Here is a 16351-nt window from a genome sequence, read left to right on the forward strand (position 1 = left end):
TTAAAGCGCATTTATAAGCTATCAAGCCAAAATTTACCTACTTTATAAACCCAACCTGCGGTAAAATTTCAGCCAATGCCTCGTCTTTTTTCTCGTTAAATTTAACCTTATTTTGTTCAAAAAGGTTGTTCCCATGCGCATCTATCGAGACGATTAACGGACCAAACTCCTTGACGCGGCACCTCCAAAGAGTCTCAGGCATACCAAGCTCCGTCCAGTCCGCACTCTCTATCTCTTCAACCTGCGTTGCGGCCACCACCGCACAGCCTGCTGGAAACACGCAGTGAATAGCACCAAACTCCCTGCAACCGCTCATCGTGCCCTCACCCATGCCGCCTTTACCGACGATTAGACGAACGCCAGTTTTTGCGATAAATTCTCGTTCAAATTTCTCCATTCTCATGCTAGTTGTAGGTCCAACAGAGACCATTTCAAAGCCTTCTTTACCGCCATCTTCTGTTTTTCTGATGATTGGTCCTGCATGCAAGATCGCGCCACCTTTGATATCTAGTGGCAGCTCTCTACCCTCCTCCACTACGCGTCTATGCGGCACGTCGCGGCAGGTGACGATGTGTCCCGTGAGGTATATGACGTCGCCGATTTTGATATTTGAAAGATCATCAGCGCTTATTGGCGTGGTTAAAATTTTCTTACTCATAGCGCGAACTCCTTGTGCGATTTTACGTCGAAATTTAGATCTGCGTCCCAGACGATGTGCCCTTTGCGGTGCGACCAACAGCCCACATTTACGGCGACAGCGATTACACTTGGGTGACGGGCGCAGTTTTCTATATGCACGCCCATCACAGAGCTTGCACCACTCATACCTTGTGGTCCAAGGCCGATTTTATTTATGCCATCTTCAAGCAACTTTTCAGTTAATGCAGCGCGTTCGTTTTGATTTTTAGAACCCAAATGCCTCATCAGCGCCTTTTTAGAAAGCAAGGACGCTACGTCGATCGAAGTGCCTACGCCAACACCCACTAATAGCGGCGGACAGGCGTTTATGCCGTAGCTTGTCATTATATCCATGACAAATTTAACAACACCCTCATAGCCCATGCCAGGCATCAGCACGGTTGCTTTACCAGGCAGGCTACAGCCGCCACCAGCCATATAGGTGTGTATCTCGCACTCACTGCTTTGCGGCACGATCTCCCAAAACACACTCGGCGTGCCCTTGCCGACGTTTTTGCCGGTATTATACTCGTCAAATGTCTCGACGCTGTTGTGACGAAGCGGAGCCTCGCGAGTAGCTTGCAGTACCGCCTCTCGTAGCAGCTCTTCAAGCTCGCCGATAAGCGGAAAATTTGCGCCACATCTTACGAAAAACTGGATCACTCCAGTATCCTGACAGGACGGGCGGTTTAGCTCCTTTGCAAGGCGCTGATTTTCAAACATCGTTTTATAGATCTCCTTTGCCAGCGGCTGCGTCTCGCGCTCGCTAAGCTCAAGTAGCTTCGCAGTCACGTCATCAGGCAGCACTTTGCCCGTGTAGCCGACAAATTTTGCCATAACCTCAGTCATCTTTTTTATGGATTTTTCTTTATCCATCGCTTCTCCTTTTAAATTTCGTCCTCGAAAAACGGCTCTGGATTTTTAAGCAACCAAAGCACAAATAGATATCTAAACTTACCTACATCTTCAGCATGCCAGCTCTTTCTTAGATCATAAAACATCTTATCAAGCGCGTCGTCATTTAGCTCTTCGAGCCTATTGCCTAGCTTAAAATATTTTTTAATTTCGGCGGCGGCTTTATCTGTATATTCACCATCCCATAAAATCCAACCTCCATATTCCCCGTTGTAGTCCCAGTACCGGTATAAATTAGTAGCCGCATGTATCATTTTATACTGCACGCTATCTTTTTGTCTTAAGAATTTCATCCAAAAATTATAGGTAAATTCGCTGTATTCTTGCGGATCGTATCTTTCCATATCCGTTGGATACTCGGGTACATATAGGTATTCCAACCTTTTGCCAAAGTGACGCCAAATATAAATTTGCGATTTTTCAGGTAGGAGATTGTATATATAATTATACATTATTCCAAAATCGATATTAACGACTTCACCCGCCTGTTTTATATATTCCCTAGAGGCATAGTCCTGTTTGCCTACGATTACTAACTTTTGATGCGGTTTTAAAATTTTATATACATACCGCATAAAATTTCTAAGCGGCGTCTCGCCCTTTTTATTTTTAGCGTTTATGTCGCCGCCTTGTATAATAATCCATTCGATTAAATTTGCGTCCGCATACGCATAGGGCGAGTTTGGATCTTTTTTCTTGATATCTTTGTTTACATGTAGCATATGCAGTATAGTGTTGCCGTCTTTGTCGGTCGAATTTATATCGTAAATTTCAAATACCGCCTTAACCTTCTCATCGTCGCCGCTTTGCAAAATTTCATTAAATTTTTTGGGTAATCTTTTACGCCTAAAAATTCGTATCTCGTTATAGATCGCATGCTCACTACCGATGAAATTTTCAGATGCGTAAGTTAAAACGCAGCCTATCGCATAGCAGATAATGTCCGTCCAATCAAATGTTCCACTAAAAATTATCCATAGTGCGTAATTTTGAACACCTAAAATTTCAAGTACCTTAAAATATTGTGTGATTTCGATAACTAGCGAGAGAGTAAAGACCGCGAGCACTAAAATTTTAGGCGGTAGCCTGAACGCGGCTCGCCCAAATGCATAAAGCATCGCTGCGGCTAGCACATCGCCTAGATAGTAGCGTATAAAGCCGTCTTTGGCGTAAATTGCGATACAAATTTCAAATGCTAAAATAGCAATACCCGTCATCGCCCAGTTCATTCTAGCATCCCAACAATACTCACTTCTAGATGCGTCCGTAGGCGAAAGTATTGCTTTTTTCGTATCCTCTCTCAATTTTACCCCTTACAAATTCTATTTAAAATTTAGAGATGATTTATCAGGCTTGCGTTATATGCAGCGCCGTATCCGTTATCGATATTTACGACGCTAACGCCATTTGCGCAGCTATTTAGCATGGCTAGCAGTGCTGATAATCCGCCAAAATTTGCCCCGTATCCCACGCTAGTAGGCACTGCGATCACTGGAGAGCTTACAAGTCCAGCTAGCACGCTAGCAAGTGCGCCCTCCATGCCAGCAACGGCGATCACGACCTTTGCGCCGCGTATCTCGTCAAGCTTTGCGACCAGCCTATGTAGCCCTGCTACGCCGACATCGGTAAATTTTCTCACGTCATTACCTAGAAATTTTGCCGTCTCATAGGCCTCCTCCACGACTGCACCATCAGCAGTGCCGGCAGATACTATCGCGATGTAGCTTTTTGTGGGTAGTTGCTCTTGAAATTTGATGCTGATCACCCTACCACGAGCGTTAAAATTTGCCTGCGGAAAGATCTCACGCATGCGCTTAAAAACACTCTCATTTGTTCTTGTGATTAAGATATTTTCATTTTTTTCGCCGATCGCACTAGCGATTTGCAAAATTTCATCATCTGTTTTATTTGCCCCGTATATCACCTCGCCAGTACCATTTCGCAAAGCGCGCTGAGTGTCGATCTTGGCGCATCCGATGTCGTTAAATGGGTAGTTTTTTAGATACTTTAGCGCATCCTGCTCGCTCATCTTGCCGTTTTTTATACCAGCGATAAATTCTAAAATTTCAGTCTCACTCATACCAAAACATCCTCTCTAAGCCCCTTTAGATCAAGCGTTACCTCCGCCGCGCCAAGTGCGACTAGCTCTTTAACGATAGACTTAAATTTCACGTCGCTCAAAAAGCTTTGCATGCTAGAAAATGGCATTTGCAGCTTCATTTTTCTATCATCAAGCCTTGCTCGCACATTTTCGTAGCCGCTTTTTATCAGTAAATTTTCAGCCGCTTCTACTAAATTTAGCTCATCTACGCTTATCTCTTTTTCATGCGGCAAACGAGTTAGCAAGCATGCGTAGCTTGGCTTGTCTGCCGTTGCTAAATTTAGCTCGCGTGAGAGCTCGTGGATCTCAAATTTACGTAAATTTATTAGAGGCGAAAGCACGCCAAGCTCTTCTTTTGCCTTAAGCCCTGGGCGATATTCGCCAAGATCGTCCTTGTTTGTACCATCAGCCAAATTTGTAAAACCAAGCTCTTTTGCACGAGCAAGAAGTCTTGAAAAAACTGCTTTTTTACAAAGATAACAGCGATTTTGCGGATTGAGCTTTATCTCATCGGCGATACCCACCTCAAATATCTCGTGCCTGATGCCATAAAATTTAGCAAATTTTGCCGCCTCATCTATCTCGCGCAAAGACATATAGGGCGATTTTACCGTGAGTGCTAGCGCATTTTCGCCAAGTACGTCCGCAGCGACCTTTAACAGTAGTGAGCTATCCACACCGCCGCTAAATGCAACGGCTAAATTTCCTAGCTTTTTTATATCATTTTTTAGAATTTCTAATTTCGTCATACTTTTTAAAAATTTCTTTTTTTACCTGAAATATCGATGTTTTATGCGCAAGTGCCGCGATTTTGCACTCGTCAAATTCAGGCTTTGCCTTTTCATCATCGCCTGAAATTTTTAGTCTTATGTCGCCAAATTTCGTCTCAACACTTACAAATTTTCGTTTTAGCTCGGTTTTTACGACATCTATCTCACGAACACCAATGGCCGTCGTGTGCGTAAATATAAGCTCTTTTAGCCTTTTTGCATCTTCACTTTTACACAATACATTTAACTCAAAACCGATGCGTCCTTTTTTCATATATATAGAGTGGCTAAAGACGTCTAACGCGCCGTTTTCACGCAAAATTTCACACGCAAAGGCAAAGCTTTCTGCGTCCATATCATCTATGTTTGTAGATATCATTTTTTGCACTAAATTTTGTCTCTCATCCACCTCGCATATCATCGCGCGAAGGGCATTTGCAAAATTTGGAGCATTTTTTTCGCCAGCTCCGTAAGCTACTTTTTCTATTTTGAAATTTATCTCACTCACAAACTCATCTGCGCAGGCTTTTAGTATCGCAGCACCTGTTGGCGTAGTCATCTCAAAATTTGCTCGCCCAAGACTAACTGGCACATCTTTTAAAATTTCACAAACCGCTGGCGCTGGGACATTAAGATAGCCGTGGTCACACTTTACTACGCCGCCGCCAAGCTCGATTTTTGAGCTGACGACTTTGGTAATGCCAAAATTTTCTGATAAATACTCAAAGCAGATCGCCGCTCCAACGACATCTACTATGCTATCAAGCGCTCCAACCTCGTGAAAATGCACCTCATCGATGCTAACTGCATGCACTTTTGCTTCAGCCTGCGCGATCACGTGAAATATCGCAACGGCCTTTTTCTTGCAAAATTCACTCAAATTTGAGCTAGCCAAAATTTGCTTGATATCAGCGTAACTTCTAGCGTGAGGTTGCGATTTTAGAAGCACGACGTCGATTTTGGTCGCAGCGATGCCGTTTTTTACTACGTTTTTTTGCTCTAAGCGAAATTCTCCGCTCAAATTTAGCTTCTCTAGCTCAGAGCAAAGATAGCTAAAATCCACGCCAAGCCCGACAAGAGCGGCTAAATTCATATCACCGCTGATGCCAGAACTTGCGTCATAGTATAAAATTTTAGCCAAACTCACACCTTAGGCACAGTCATAGAGCCAAATGGCAAGATGATTATTTTTGCGTCCTTGCCTTTTTGCGCTAGCGCCTCATCTACGGCTTTTTGTAGGTCGTGATACGGCTTTAGATGCACAGCTCTCATCTCATCGTCGCTTAGATCAGTCACAGCCCAAGTCTGCGCCCAAAGCGAAATTTCAGCCATTTTTGCAGCTTTGTGATAACCAAGCTTAAAGCCAGAATTTATCTTTTCTAGCACTTTTTTTGGCGTATCGGCCGATGCCATAAGGTCAAAGAAAGGCTTTGGGCCGATGCCTGTGCGGCATTTTGCGACCATTATTAAAATTCCATCTTTCGCAAGCGCTAGTTTGCCGTTATCTAGGGCCTTTTGCGCCTGATAAAGATCGACATCCATAGGATATGGTGCCACCGAGATCACGATGTCAGCCTTTTGTGGGATATTTACGCAAAATACCTCATCAGCCTTTTTCACGCAGTCATAAAAACTATCGTTTAGATCACCGGCACTTGCGTAATAGACGCCATGCTCGCTGTCAAGCACCGTCTGTATAGAAAATACGTCGATATTTGAAAGAACTTTCATCGCATCGATCATATCTTCATGCACAGGGTTGCCCTCTAGGCGCAGTGCCTGAGCGTCAGCGCTAAGTGCTAGTTTATGATTTTGTGTGATGCTCTCATACGACGCGGTGCCTGGCAAAAAGGCCTTTCTGCCGCCAGTGTAGCCTGCAAAATAGTGAGGCTCTACCGAACCTATAACGATCACTTTTTTAGCTTCAGCTACGATCTTATTTAAATACATCTGTGTGCCGTTTTTGCTCTCGCCTAAAAAGACCATCTCATCGTGCTTTGAGTCGTGGTCGTGAACCTCGTTTTTGGCTCTGACCTCTGGGTAAATTTCTTTAGAAAATATCATATTGTATTCATCTAGCGTGCCCTCTCTGTGACAGCCAGTGGCGATGATGAAAATTTTATTTTTATCGCGAAGCTTTGGGTAAATTTGCTTTAAAATTTTAGCAGTTGGCGTAGGTCTTGTGCCGTCATTTACGATGATAACGATCTTTTCATCGCCAGCAATAAACTCATCAAAGCTCTTTTGATTTATCGGATTTGCTAAAGCCTTTGCGATAAGCGCTGCTTCGTCAAATTTAGCGACTTTGTTTGGGTCAAAAACACCAAGCAGATTTTTTTCGTCTATTTTTAAATTTATATGGTCATCTTTGCCATAAGCGATAGGGATTTGCATGCTTCTCTCCTTAAATTTAACTATTAGTTGTTTACTTTTAGGATTTTATCTCAATCTTTCTTTTAAATGTATTTATTTTTCCACAAAAATATAGATAAGATAACAAGAATTAAATGTAATATTAAATTCTACATATCTTTTTTAATTAGTATTTAATTTTAATATTTATATACTCCGCGTGTAATTTTCGAAAAGGGAGAAATCATGGAATTTCTTACAAGTTTGTCTGAGAGTACGCAGTTTTTCTTACAATTAATTGTCGTGCTCGGCTGTTTGTTCTACGGAGCAAAAAAAGGTGGTATGGCACTTGGTGTCCTTGGTGGCATCGGTCTTGTTATTTTGGTATTTGCATTTGATTTAAAACCAGGTAAGCCTGCTATTGATGTTATATTAACTATTCTAGCAGTTGTTGTAGCAAGTGCTACACTTCAAGCAGCTGGTGGTCTTGATGTTATGCTTCAGATCGCTGAAAGAGCGCTTAGAAAACATCCAAAAACAGTTTGTTATCTTGCACCGATTTGTGGCTGGACACTAACAGTGCTTTGCGGTACAGGTCACACAGTTTATACACTTTTACCGATCATCTATGACGTATCAATGAAAAGTGGTATCCGTCCAGAACGTCCGATGGCAGCTACTACGATCTCATCACAACTTGCTATTATCGCAAGTCCAGTTTCAGTTGCTGGTGTGTCTATGGTTGCTGTTCTTCTTGGTACTGGCACAGTTCATATTGAGGGCTTTACAAGCTATGTTGATCTATTAAAAGTTACCATTCCTTCTACATTTTTGGGTGTGCTTTGTATAGGAACTTACTCAGTATTTAGAGGTAAAGATCTTGACAAAGATCCAGAATTCCAAGCAAAAATAGCTGATCCAGAGCAAAGAAAATATATATATGGTTCTGATGAGGCACATTCATTAATCGGTGTGCATTTGCCAAAAAAACAATGGAATGTTATGTGGATATTCCTAGCTACAATCGCTGTTGTTGCGGTTTTGGGCTATTATAAACAACTTCGCCCAAGCTGGACAAGCGATGTTCCTGGTAAATCAATAGAAATAATCGTAGATAAAAAAACAGTTAAAAACATCACTGTTAAAGACGGACAAGTTGTTTCTATGGTTGGCGATAGCAAGATCGTCTCAAACGTAAAAGACAATAAAGTAAAAGATGCTACTAAATTTACAAGCGTTCAAGTGTTAGATAAAGACAACAAGGTAACACAAAGTATTGTTTCAAATGGCGCTGATGTTGTTATCACTGCAGGTGATAAAAGCGAAACTATCGCAAACGCGAACATTGTAGTAAAAGATACTATGAAAAAGACTGCACCACTTGGCATGGTTGATACGATCCAAATTTTCATGCTTTTAGCAGCATCTATCATGATGATCTACTCAGGCATCAAAGCAGCTAAAATCGGTCAAAATGAAATTTTCCACAGCGGCATGGTTGCACTTGTTGCGATTTACGGCATTAGCTGGATGGCTGAGACAATGTTCCACTCACACATTGATATGCTTAAAGGCTCACTTGGCGAGGTTATGAAAGCATATCCTTGGATGTATATCATAGTTGGTATGCTTATATCAAAATTCCTAAACTCTCAAGCTGCTGCAGCTGCTACATTTGTGCCACTCGCTGTTCAAATAGGCGTTCACCCAGGCGTTATTGTCGCGTTTGCTACTGCTTGCTATGGATACTTCATCCTTCCAACATATCCAAGCGACCTTGCAGCCGTGCAGTTTGACCGCTCAGGCACAACACATATTGGTAAATATGTAATCAATCACAGCTTTATCATACCTGGTTTCATAGGTGTATTTAGCTCTTGTGCGGTTGGCTGGGTGCTAGCAAATATCTACGGATATCTTAACTAAAATTTTATTTCTGACAAGCTGTTTTAAAGACAGCTTGTCTTTTTTCTACAAAATTTACTACCATTTTTATAAAAAATTTGACCTACTGCTTTCAAAGTTTATCTTGAAATTTCTGCTTATTGCTCATATAGACAAAGCTTAGCACTTCAGCCACAGCCCTAAAAAGGTGCGCTGGTATCGTATCATCGACCTCACAAACCCTATAAAGCTCCCTTGCAAGAGGTGGATTTTCATAAATTTGCACTCCATTTTCAACCGCTACCTTTTTTATCTGAAGCGCTAAGAAATCAACCCCTTTAGCAAGTATTATCGGTGCTTCGTCGCGGCTTTTGTCGTATCTGATCGCCACGGCGTAGTGAGTTGGGTTTGTTATGACGACATCAGCTTGTGGGATGTTTTGCATCATTCGGCGCTTGGCTGCACGCATTTGCGCTTGGCGGATCCTGCCCTTAACCTGCGGATCACCCTCCATCTGCTTGTACTCGTCCTTGATCTCTTGCTTACTCATGCGAAGGTCCTTAAAATACTGAAAACGCACGATGAGCAGGTCAGCAAGGCCGATCACAAAAAGTATAAAAAGCATGACGCTAACTAGGATGATTAGCTTCTCTTTTAGCCATGCAAGCTGGTCAAACATAGAGAAAAATAGCGTGTGCGGAAGCTCTTTTATAAACTGCAAGAAAAAGTAAAATCCAACTCCAAAGACGATGCTTACCTTAACGACGATCTTGACGCTCTCGATCGCCTTTTTCATAGAAAATAAATTTTTTAACCCTTTTAGCGGATTTATCTTGCCAAAATTTGGCGTTATGGGCTTTGTGGTAAATATAAAGCCAAACTGCATTACATTTGCGATTATGCCGGCAACCGCGACGCAGATGCAAACTGGCAGGATCATCAAAAGCGCCCTGCCAAAAGTATTTACAACGATCATTTTTACCGTTGGCAAAGTCAGTGGCTGACCGATAAATTTAGAGTAGTAGATGTAAAGCGAGATGACCTGATCTTTCATAAAATTTAGCATCGCAAGCAGCACGCCAATAGCAATAACTAGGGTCACAAAGCCTGATAGATCCTGACTTTTGGGGACGTTGCCGTCCTTTTTGGCGTCTTCTATCTTTTTGGGGGTCGCTTCTTCGGTTTTTTCCTGATCTTCGCCTGCCATCTTTGTCCTAAGCTTGCTTAAATTTGGGGCGATTATAGCCAAAATGCGGTTAAACTATCCGCTAAATTTAAATTTTGTAATTCAAAAAAACTAAGCCGTTTTAGGCGTTTTTGGCTAAAATTAGCAAAAATAAGGAGCATGCAAAATGTCATTTTTAGAAAGCTTGTTTAACATTTTTAGAGCCAAAAAACCACCAAAAAGCGATGAAGAGCTACTTTTGGACGAGTATGCAATGATTTACGCTGAAATAAAAGAGAAAAATTTAAACGAATACGACTTTTTGTGTGAGCTCATACGATTACTCTCTTTTTCAAGAGCTAGACGCTACGACTTTTGCCTTGAAAAGTGCCTAGCTGATGGCGACGCCGAGAGGCTAAATGATCTCATTTTTCAATACGCTAAGCTAAATTTACTCCCAGGATGCAGCGGTGGATATGACCAGTGCGAGAAGCTCATACCAGCACTTTTTGCTATCGCTTGTGGCGACACAGATAGTATGGCAAGCATCTTTCCAAAAGGCCTGCCACCTAGCAAAAACGGCTATAAATTTCTATGCGTTATGCATGATCTGCTCACGGCGATGCTTTGGCAAGATGAAAATTTACTTGCCCCTGCCCTAGAAAAAGCTCGCACTTTTGCAGAGTCTAAAAAGCCAGCAAATGAAAGAGAGGCGGTTAAATTTGTGCTTGCCTTGCATGAAAAAGATGTGGCTACTATGAGCGAGCATTTACAGAAATTTTGCTCCACTTTTGGCAGGACAGATGCGCCCAAATTTGAAAAACGTCTCTACATTTTCGCGCACGGACTTCATGCCTTAGCGCGCTACTTTTTACCGTTTGAACTCTTTAAAGAGATAAAGCTACCAAAAAATGAAAATTTCAGTAATTTTTACGCAAAGAGGCTCTTTCAAAACGAAATTCCCAAGCCAAAACTTTATTTTACTTTTCCGCCTGAATTTAAACTGATAAATGTGATCTTAAGTGCGCCAGTAGCTAAAACGCTAGTATATCAGCCACACTTGCCAAGTGACAAAACATTTTTCTTAGATCACACATCTATGATAAGAAATTTAGCCGATGAGATCATAAGATCAGGGGCATTAAAGTAGAATTTATAAACTTTTAGCTAATATTCACATCTTATAACCAACAAAGCTCCATAAATCTTTTGCAAAAAAGTGCTTTTTGGTCTTACCAAATTTTAGAAAGGTAGAGTATGTCAAAATACGCTATATTTAAGCATGGCGGTAAGCAATATCGTGTTAGCGAGGGCGAGTTCCTTAAGCTAGATCACTTTAGCGCTGAAGCTAAATCAACCGTTGAAATTACAGAAGTTTTAGCTGTAAATGACGGCGAAGTAAAGGTAGGTGCGCCATTTGTTAAGGGTGCAAAAGTTGTTCTTGAGGTCGTTAATGAAGGCAAAGACAAAAAAGTAGTTATCTACAAAAAACGCAGACGTAAAGACTCAAAACTAAAACGCGGCTTTAGAAGACAATTTACACGTGTAAAAGTCGTAAGTATCGCAGCTTAAGGAGATAAGATATGGCACACAAAAAAGGTCAAGGTTCAACCCAAAATAACCGTGATAGTATCGGACGCCGATTAGGTGTTAAGAAATTTGGTGGTGAGTTCGTTCGTGCTGGAAATATAATCATCCGCCAAAGAGGAACAGCAACTCACGCTGGAAATAACGTAGGTCTTGGCAAAGATCACACTATTTTTGCATTAGTCGATGGCTTTGTAAAATTTGAAAGACTTGATAAAAACAGAAAAAAAGTATCTGTTTATCCAGCTGCATAACCCCAGGGGCGTTCGCCCCTTTTTCTTTTAAATCCACTCAAAAAATTTAATTTATCTTTTCTAATTCTTTGATTATTTTTATAGCTCTATTTTGCCAAGTATTTTTACTCATACTTTCATAGGCATTTTTTGAAATTTTATTTAGCTCTTCATTACCTAAAGTCTTTATATAGTTAAATTTTTCTTCTAAACTTTTTTCATCACCCGCTTCATATAAAAAACCGTTTTCGCCATCTTTTACTATTTCAGCAACTGGTGGGAAATTTGGAGCTAAGACGACATTTGAATTTGCCATATATTCAAAAAGCTTTAATGGAGTGCTATAAAGCGAATAATCACTTTTTACACTAGGTATTATCAAAATAGTATTGTTTTCAATAAGACTTTTTACAACTTCATTTTGAGGTAGCAGTCCTTTAAAACATACCAAATTTTCAATCTCTCTTTCTTTAAGAGTGTTTTTTAAAGTCATAAAACTATTTCCACTATTTTTGCCATAAAGTTCTAGTTTTATACTAGTTTTCAAGGCAAAATCTAGCATCAAATCAAGGCCTTTCCATAACAAGAATGAGCCATAATAGTTTACACTTGAAAAATCAAAATCTTTCTTCTTAAAATCAGAATCTTGCTTACAACCATTATAAACAACTGCCGAATTTACTATTTGTAAGCCGAAAAATTTTCTAAGCTCGTTTAGCGTACTGCTATTGTGTGAAAATACAAAATCGGCATTTTGTAGTATCTCTTTTTCCATATCATAAAGTGCTTTGTTACCCAAAGTAAAACACTCATGCGCTTCAAATACAACCTTTTGATCGGGCATTTTATTTTCTAGTAAAAATTTAGCTATCTTTAAATGTCTCGTATAAAATATTGCGTCTTTATTTGAGTAATTATTTATTATTTTTTTTAGAAAGAAATTAAAAATTTTATTACTTTTTAAAAATAGAATCTTTTTTCTTACAAACAATATGTCATTAGCTTTTAGCTTTAAAGCGAATTTCTCATTTACCTCATTTAAATTTAAAGGAAACTGCGGTAAAACCAGCTTGGCATCACACATATTACTAAGCTCAAAAAATGTATTTAGTATTGCTATCTCTCTTGCATTACCTTGCGGAATTTGTTCTGGATATATGTAAAACAGTTTCATAAATCACTCCTTATTTTTGCACAAAAATACTATAAAAAGACCAAGCATTACATAAAGATGAGTAAAGTACATAGTTTCAAATAATCCCCTAAATATATAAGTGCAAAGTATGCTTCCAAATATTGTTATATAAAATTTGTTGTTTGACAAATACCTTTTAAAAGAAACAAAAAGCATATAAAAAACAAGCGCAACAAAAAAAGCAGTACCTACTACACCGTAATGATAATACTGGCCAATAAATACTGGCTCGTCATGGAATGGCTTTTTAGTACCGTCAGTGCCTATACCAGTTGGGCCAAGGTCATCATTATTAACATTTTTGTCATTTAAAAATTTAGTATATTGTTTACCACCAAAGCCTATACCTATATAAGCTCTATCAGAGTTAAAAAGAAGCGGCAACCTCTTTGTTAAAATATCTCCTCTACCAGAAGTATAAAATCCTTGCGCAACTTTTAACTGCAAAAGCGTAGAGTTATGATAGACGCAAGCAGAGGCGGCAAGTAAAAATAGGCAAAATATAATGGATTTTTTATTTATAAGATTAATTTTTTCATTTTTAAAAGTTAGAGCCAACACAACCATCAAACTTAGAGCAAGTGCAAGCCATGAGCCCCTAGCTCCTGTAAGCAAAATAAAAATTAAACTAACAATAATGTTAAAAACTATGATAAAAAATTTATAAAATTTATTTTTGATAAAAAATATTGAGACCAAAGAAAAAATAAATAAACTATCAAAAAAGCCTGCATAAAATCTATCTATAGGTTGCGTCCATTGGTCTTTTTCATTTTTTAAATTTAAAAGAGTGCCATCTTCTATCCCTTTTATAAAAAAATGTATATTATCTATACTAAGTGCTGCAACCATAGCAAAAAATAACCATTTTGAGTTTTTATAGCTACCATCATGCCAAAGAAGAACGATAAAAATAAATATAAACGCTCTTTTAAATTCATTAAGCGCTGAAAGTGCTGCATTTTGCGTAGCATCATAAGGAAAAAATGATATGCCAAAAACATATAAATTTAAAAGCAAAAATAGCAACAAAATAGCTTTATTGTTCTTTGCATTGTTCTTTATATTTTGTACAACATTTTTAGTATCGACTGCAAAAAGGATCAATGTTAAAAATAGAGCTAAATATATGGCTAAATTTTTAATAGCAGTTATGTGTTCGTTATATTGACCTATCAAAAAAAGAGATAACAAAAGTAGAATTGAACTTTTTAAAAATGTTATCAAATTTGATTTATTTTGAAGTATCACTCAACACCTCTTTATAAAATTTTTGTATATCCTCGGCGATCTTATCCCAAGAAAAATTTTCCTCACACATTTTTCTAGCATTTGAGATTATCCTGTGTCTTTCTGGATATTTTAAGTTTAATATATATTCCTTTACATTTTTAGCAAAATTATCAAAATCAAAAAGTTTGCAGTTTTCATTATCCACCATGTATTCTTTACTGCCTTCACTGGCTCTTGCTATAACAAAACTCTCACAGCTCATAGCCTCTATGCCAACCATACAAAACGACTCTTTATCATTTAAAGGGATGATTGTAAAATCAAAGTCATTATATGCTGCGTGAACTTTATCTGGTGAGATATTGTCAAGAAATTCTATATTGTTTAGATTGTATTCTTTTATCTTTTTAACAAGACTTTTATAGTATTCATAATTATCTTTTCTTTTAATTATTTCACCTATTATTTTAAAATTGTACTCAGGTAAATTTTTGAATTCTCTTGCTAACTCAATCATATATTCAACATTTTTTTGACTAACTATTCTTCCTATAAAACCAATAATAATTTTTTCATCTTTTTTAAAATTGATTTTTTTAAATTTATCTACATCTACGCCATTTTTTATAACTTTATAAAATTTTGCATTAGGTAGATACTCAAAATTCTTCATAAGAAAGTCACTACAGGTTATAACAGCATCAAGCTTATCAAAATTTTTATTTTTAAAATCATAAAAATTATGCAGGTGAAGGATCACTTTTATATCTTTATTCCAAGTTTTTATCTTTCTTGCTAAGCTCTCTATACCATTATGATAGTTTTGAAAATGCACAATATCAGGATTTATTTTTTTTACCTCATTAAAAACTCTGTCATTATAAGAATAGACGTCCCAGCCTAATATCTTTTGAAAAATTCTTTTATAAATTTTTGAAAGACGAATTCTGTGGTGATAAACACCATCTCTATATTCTTTTAATGGTAAAAATTCATCATCTATGCAAATAGTGTGTGGCTCATAGAACCAAAGTCTCTTTGCTACTTCATTTGTCCAGGTCTGAACAGCGGCACCCTTTAGTGGGGGTATAGCGTAAAAGTTACTAATATATGCTACCTTTTTCATACCTCAACTAGCTCCTGTGCAAATTTTGACCACTCATACATGCCTTTTATACTCTCTCTTGGTCTTAAATTTTCTATATTTTCTAGCGTTAAATTTATCTTTTCTATCATGTCACTTTCATCAGAAATTTTAAATTTATACCCATTTACTCCGTCTTTTATGATCTCTTTCATGCCACCGTTTATGCTAACTACGCAAGGCTTATTAGCCGCTAATGCCTCAATGACGGTTATACCAAAAGCTTCATGGCCTATGCTTGGTTGTAAGTAAACATCACAAGCGTTATAGTACTCATTTAGCTCATCATGCCCGATAGCACCAACAAAAACGACCTTTTGACTTAAGTTAAGCTTAGCTGCTAGCCCTTTTAGGCTTTGTAAATTTTCTCCATCACCAACTAGCATAAATTTGGCGTTTTTGATCTTGTCTATATTTTTTACCATCATGCCAAAGCCTTTCCAGCCAACTACTCTACCTACGCTTCCTATCAAAATTTCATCACTTTTTACACCAAATTTCTCTCTTGTCTTCTCTTTTAGTGATGCATCTGGATAAAACTTCTCTTTATCTACGCCATTATAAACGACTTTAACTTCTCTGCCATATCTTTCTCTTAAAATCTCCGCATTTGCGTCGCTAACGCTAATGATCTTATCTATAAATTTGATAAAAAATTTATCAAAAAAGTAAAAATCCTCGCCACCGCTTACAAATACTGCTTTTAAATTCTTATCACGCCTCTTTAAAGCCCATGCAACAAAAAAATCAAATGGCTTATGCACAACTAAAATATCGAATTTCTCAGACTCTAAAAATTTTCTGGCATTAAAATAAAAACTAACTCTTTCAATAAATTTTCTAAATCTATTGCCTATTTTTACGACCTTTTCCCTAGGGCAAAAACCAAACATCTTTAGATCAATGCTACTGTCTTTTAAAAATGCTGGTATAAATTTACCTCTGCCAGTACAAATGGTCACCTCGTGTTCTTTGATAAGCTCCTTTGCGACTGAGTAGTAAAATGTCTCAACACCGCCAATTTTTAATGCTGTTGTCACGTTATAAAGCAATATTTTCAAAATTTATCCCTTAATTTTTTCATAATATTAGCA

The 16351-nt window shown here is 38.3% G+C and carries 16 protein-coding genes; 4 read left to right on the forward strand and 12 right to left on the reverse strand.

Annotated features, from left to right (window positions below; translation table 11 throughout):
- Positions 1 to 37 precede the first annotated feature (37 nt).
- The 7 genes from ttdB to larA are packed head-to-tail and all read right to left on the reverse strand — an operon-like array spanning position 38 to position 6858.
- Positions 38 to 658, reverse strand: a complete 621-nt coding sequence (gene ttdB / locus CVS81_RS02630; RefSeq protein WP_103647071.1) for a L(+)-tartrate dehydratase subunit beta — start codon at positions 656 to 658, stop codon at positions 38 to 40.
- Entirely contained in the window at positions 655 to 1554 is a 900-nt protein-coding gene (gene ttdA, locus CVS81_RS02635; protein ID WP_103647070.1) for a L(+)-tartrate dehydratase subunit alpha, read from the reverse strand. The genes ttdB and ttdA overlap by 4 nt, the downstream gene beginning before the upstream one ends.
- 11 nt (positions 1555 to 1565) lie before the next feature.
- On the reverse strand, positions 1566 to 2897 hold the full coding sequence (locus CVS81_RS02640) for a DUF2809 domain-containing protein (RefSeq protein WP_234399507.1): 1332 nt from the start codon (positions 2895 to 2897) through the stop codon (positions 1566 to 1568).
- A gap of 29 nt (positions 2898 to 2926) precedes the next feature.
- Entirely contained in the window at positions 2927 to 3673 is a 747-nt protein-coding gene (larB, locus tag CVS81_RS02645) for a nickel pincer cofactor biosynthesis protein LarB (RefSeq protein ID WP_107965002.1), read from the reverse strand.
- Entirely contained in the window at positions 3670 to 4443 is a 774-nt protein-coding gene (gene larE, locus CVS81_RS02650) for an ATP-dependent sacrificial sulfur transferase LarE (protein ID WP_107965003.1), read from the reverse strand. The genes larB and larE overlap by 4 nt, the downstream gene beginning before the upstream one ends.
- Complete coding sequence (larC, locus tag CVS81_RS02655) at positions 4415 to 5605, reverse strand: nickel pincer cofactor biosynthesis protein LarC (protein WP_107965004.1); 1191 nt, start codon at positions 5603 to 5605, stop codon at positions 4415 to 4417. Before larC ends, larE begins: the two co-directional genes overlap by 29 nt.
- Positions 5606 to 5607: 2 nt before the next feature.
- Positions 5608 to 6858, reverse strand: coding sequence for a nickel-dependent lactate racemase (gene larA / locus CVS81_RS02660; RefSeq protein WP_107965005.1), 1251 nt, complete (start codon positions 6856 to 6858; stop codon positions 5608 to 5610).
- 204 nt (positions 6859 to 7062) lie between these two features.
- Here larA and CVS81_RS02665 point away from each other — a divergent pair, with 204 nt between their 5' ends.
- Positions 7063 to 8742, forward strand: coding sequence for an anaerobic C4-dicarboxylate transporter (locus CVS81_RS02665; protein WP_103596182.1), 1680 nt, complete (start codon positions 7063 to 7065; stop codon positions 8740 to 8742).
- Positions 8743 to 8833: 91 nt separating this feature from the next.
- On the opposite strand, the gene flhB is transcribed toward CVS81_RS02665, so the two are convergent.
- On the reverse strand, positions 8834 to 9907 hold the full coding sequence (gene flhB / locus CVS81_RS02670) for a flagellar biosynthesis protein FlhB (RefSeq protein ID WP_002942594.1): 1074 nt from the start codon (positions 9905 to 9907) through the stop codon (positions 8834 to 8836).
- 145 nt (positions 9908 to 10052) lie between these two features.
- Here flhB and CVS81_RS02675 point away from each other — a divergent pair, with 145 nt between their 5' ends.
- The 3 genes from CVS81_RS02675 (at position 10053) to rpmA (ending at position 11706) form a co-directional block, all read left to right on the forward strand.
- Positions 10053 to 11015: a hypothetical protein gene (locus CVS81_RS02675; RefSeq protein WP_107965006.1), complete on the forward strand. Its 963-nt coding sequence runs from the start codon at positions 10053 to 10055 to the stop codon at positions 11013 to 11015.
- Between the two features lie 107 nt (positions 11016 to 11122).
- On the forward strand, positions 11123 to 11437 hold the full coding sequence (gene rplU, locus CVS81_RS02680; RefSeq protein ID WP_002942523.1) for a 50S ribosomal protein L21: 315 nt from the start codon (positions 11123 to 11125) through the stop codon (positions 11435 to 11437).
- An 11-nt stretch (positions 11438 to 11448) separates the two neighbouring features.
- Positions 11449 to 11706, forward strand: a complete 258-nt coding sequence (gene rpmA, locus CVS81_RS02685) for a 50S ribosomal protein L27 (protein WP_002942569.1) — start codon at positions 11449 to 11451, stop codon at positions 11704 to 11706.
- Positions 11707 to 11752: 46 nt separating this feature from the next.
- Here rpmA and CVS81_RS02690 read toward each other — a convergent pair whose 3' ends face one another.
- From CVS81_RS02690 to CVS81_RS02705, 4 genes are read right to left on the reverse strand one after another with little or no spacing between them, the layout of a single operon-like run.
- A complete protein-coding gene (locus CVS81_RS02690) occupies positions 11753 to 12859 on the reverse strand; it encodes a glycosyltransferase (protein ID WP_107965007.1) in 1107 nt (368 codons plus the stop codon).
- Positions 12860 to 12862: 3 nt separating this feature from the next.
- Positions 12863 to 14131, reverse strand: a complete 1269-nt coding sequence (locus tag CVS81_RS02695; protein ID WP_107965008.1) for an O-antigen ligase family protein — start codon at positions 14129 to 14131, stop codon at positions 12863 to 12865.
- Positions 14115 to 15239: a glycosyltransferase family 4 protein gene (locus tag CVS81_RS02700; RefSeq protein ID WP_107965009.1), complete on the reverse strand. Its 1125-nt coding sequence runs from the start codon at positions 15237 to 15239 to the stop codon at positions 14115 to 14117. The genes CVS81_RS02695 and CVS81_RS02700 overlap by 17 nt, the downstream gene beginning before the upstream one ends.
- A complete protein-coding gene (locus CVS81_RS02705) occupies positions 15236 to 16318 on the reverse strand; it encodes a glycosyltransferase family 4 protein (protein WP_107965010.1) in 1083 nt (360 codons plus the stop codon). The genes CVS81_RS02700 and CVS81_RS02705 overlap by 4 nt, the downstream gene beginning before the upstream one ends.
- Positions 16319 to 16351 lie beyond the last annotated feature (33 nt).

Origin of the sequence: Campylobacter concisus (assembly GCF_003049065.1) — a bacterium.
GTDB lineage: Bacteria > Campylobacterota > Campylobacteria > Campylobacterales > Campylobacteraceae > Campylobacter_A > Campylobacter_A concisus_BE.

What these genes read in the sequence shown, in the direction of transcription:
- ttdB (WP_103647071.1), bottom strand. Translation starts at nt 658, where the DNA reads ATGAGTAAGAAAATTTTAACCACGCCAATAAGCGCTGATGATCTTTCA.
- ttdA (WP_103647070.1), bottom strand. Translation starts at nt 1,554, where the DNA reads ATGGATAAAGAAAAATCCATAAAAAAGATGACTGAGGTTATGGCAAAA.
- larB (WP_107965002.1), bottom strand. Translation starts at nt 3,673, where the DNA reads ATGAGTGAGACTGAAATTTTAGAATTTATCGCTGGTATAAAAAACGGC.
- larE (WP_107965003.1), bottom strand. Translation starts at nt 4,443, where the DNA reads ATGACGAAATTAGAAATTCTAAAAAATGATATAAAAAAGCTAGGAAAT.
- larA (WP_107965005.1), bottom strand. Translation starts at nt 6,858, where the DNA reads ATGCAAATCCCTATCGCTTATGGCAAAGATGACCATATAAATTTAAAA.
- CVS81_RS02665 (WP_103596182.1), top strand. Translation starts at nt 7,063, where the DNA reads ATGGAATTTCTTACAAGTTTGTCTGAGAGTACGCAGTTTTTCTTACAA.
- flhB (WP_002942594.1), bottom strand. Translation starts at nt 9,907, where the DNA reads ATGGCAGGCGAAGATCAGGAAAAAACCGAAGAAGCGACCCCCAAAAAG.
- CVS81_RS02675 (WP_107965006.1), top strand. Translation starts at nt 10,053, where the DNA reads ATGTCATTTTTAGAAAGCTTGTTTAACATTTTTAGAGCCAAAAAACCA.
- rplU (WP_002942523.1), top strand. Translation starts at nt 11,123, where the DNA reads ATGTCAAAATACGCTATATTTAAGCATGGCGGTAAGCAATATCGTGTT.
- rpmA (WP_002942569.1), top strand. Translation starts at nt 11,449, where the DNA reads ATGGCACACAAAAAAGGTCAAGGTTCAACCCAAAATAACCGTGATAGT.
- CVS81_RS02690 (WP_107965007.1), bottom strand. Translation starts at nt 12,859, where the DNA reads ATGAAACTGTTTTACATATATCCAGAACAAATTCCGCAAGGTAATGCA.
- CVS81_RS02700 (WP_107965009.1), bottom strand. Translation starts at nt 15,239, where the DNA reads ATGAAAAAGGTAGCATATATTAGTAACTTTTACGCTATACCCCCACTA.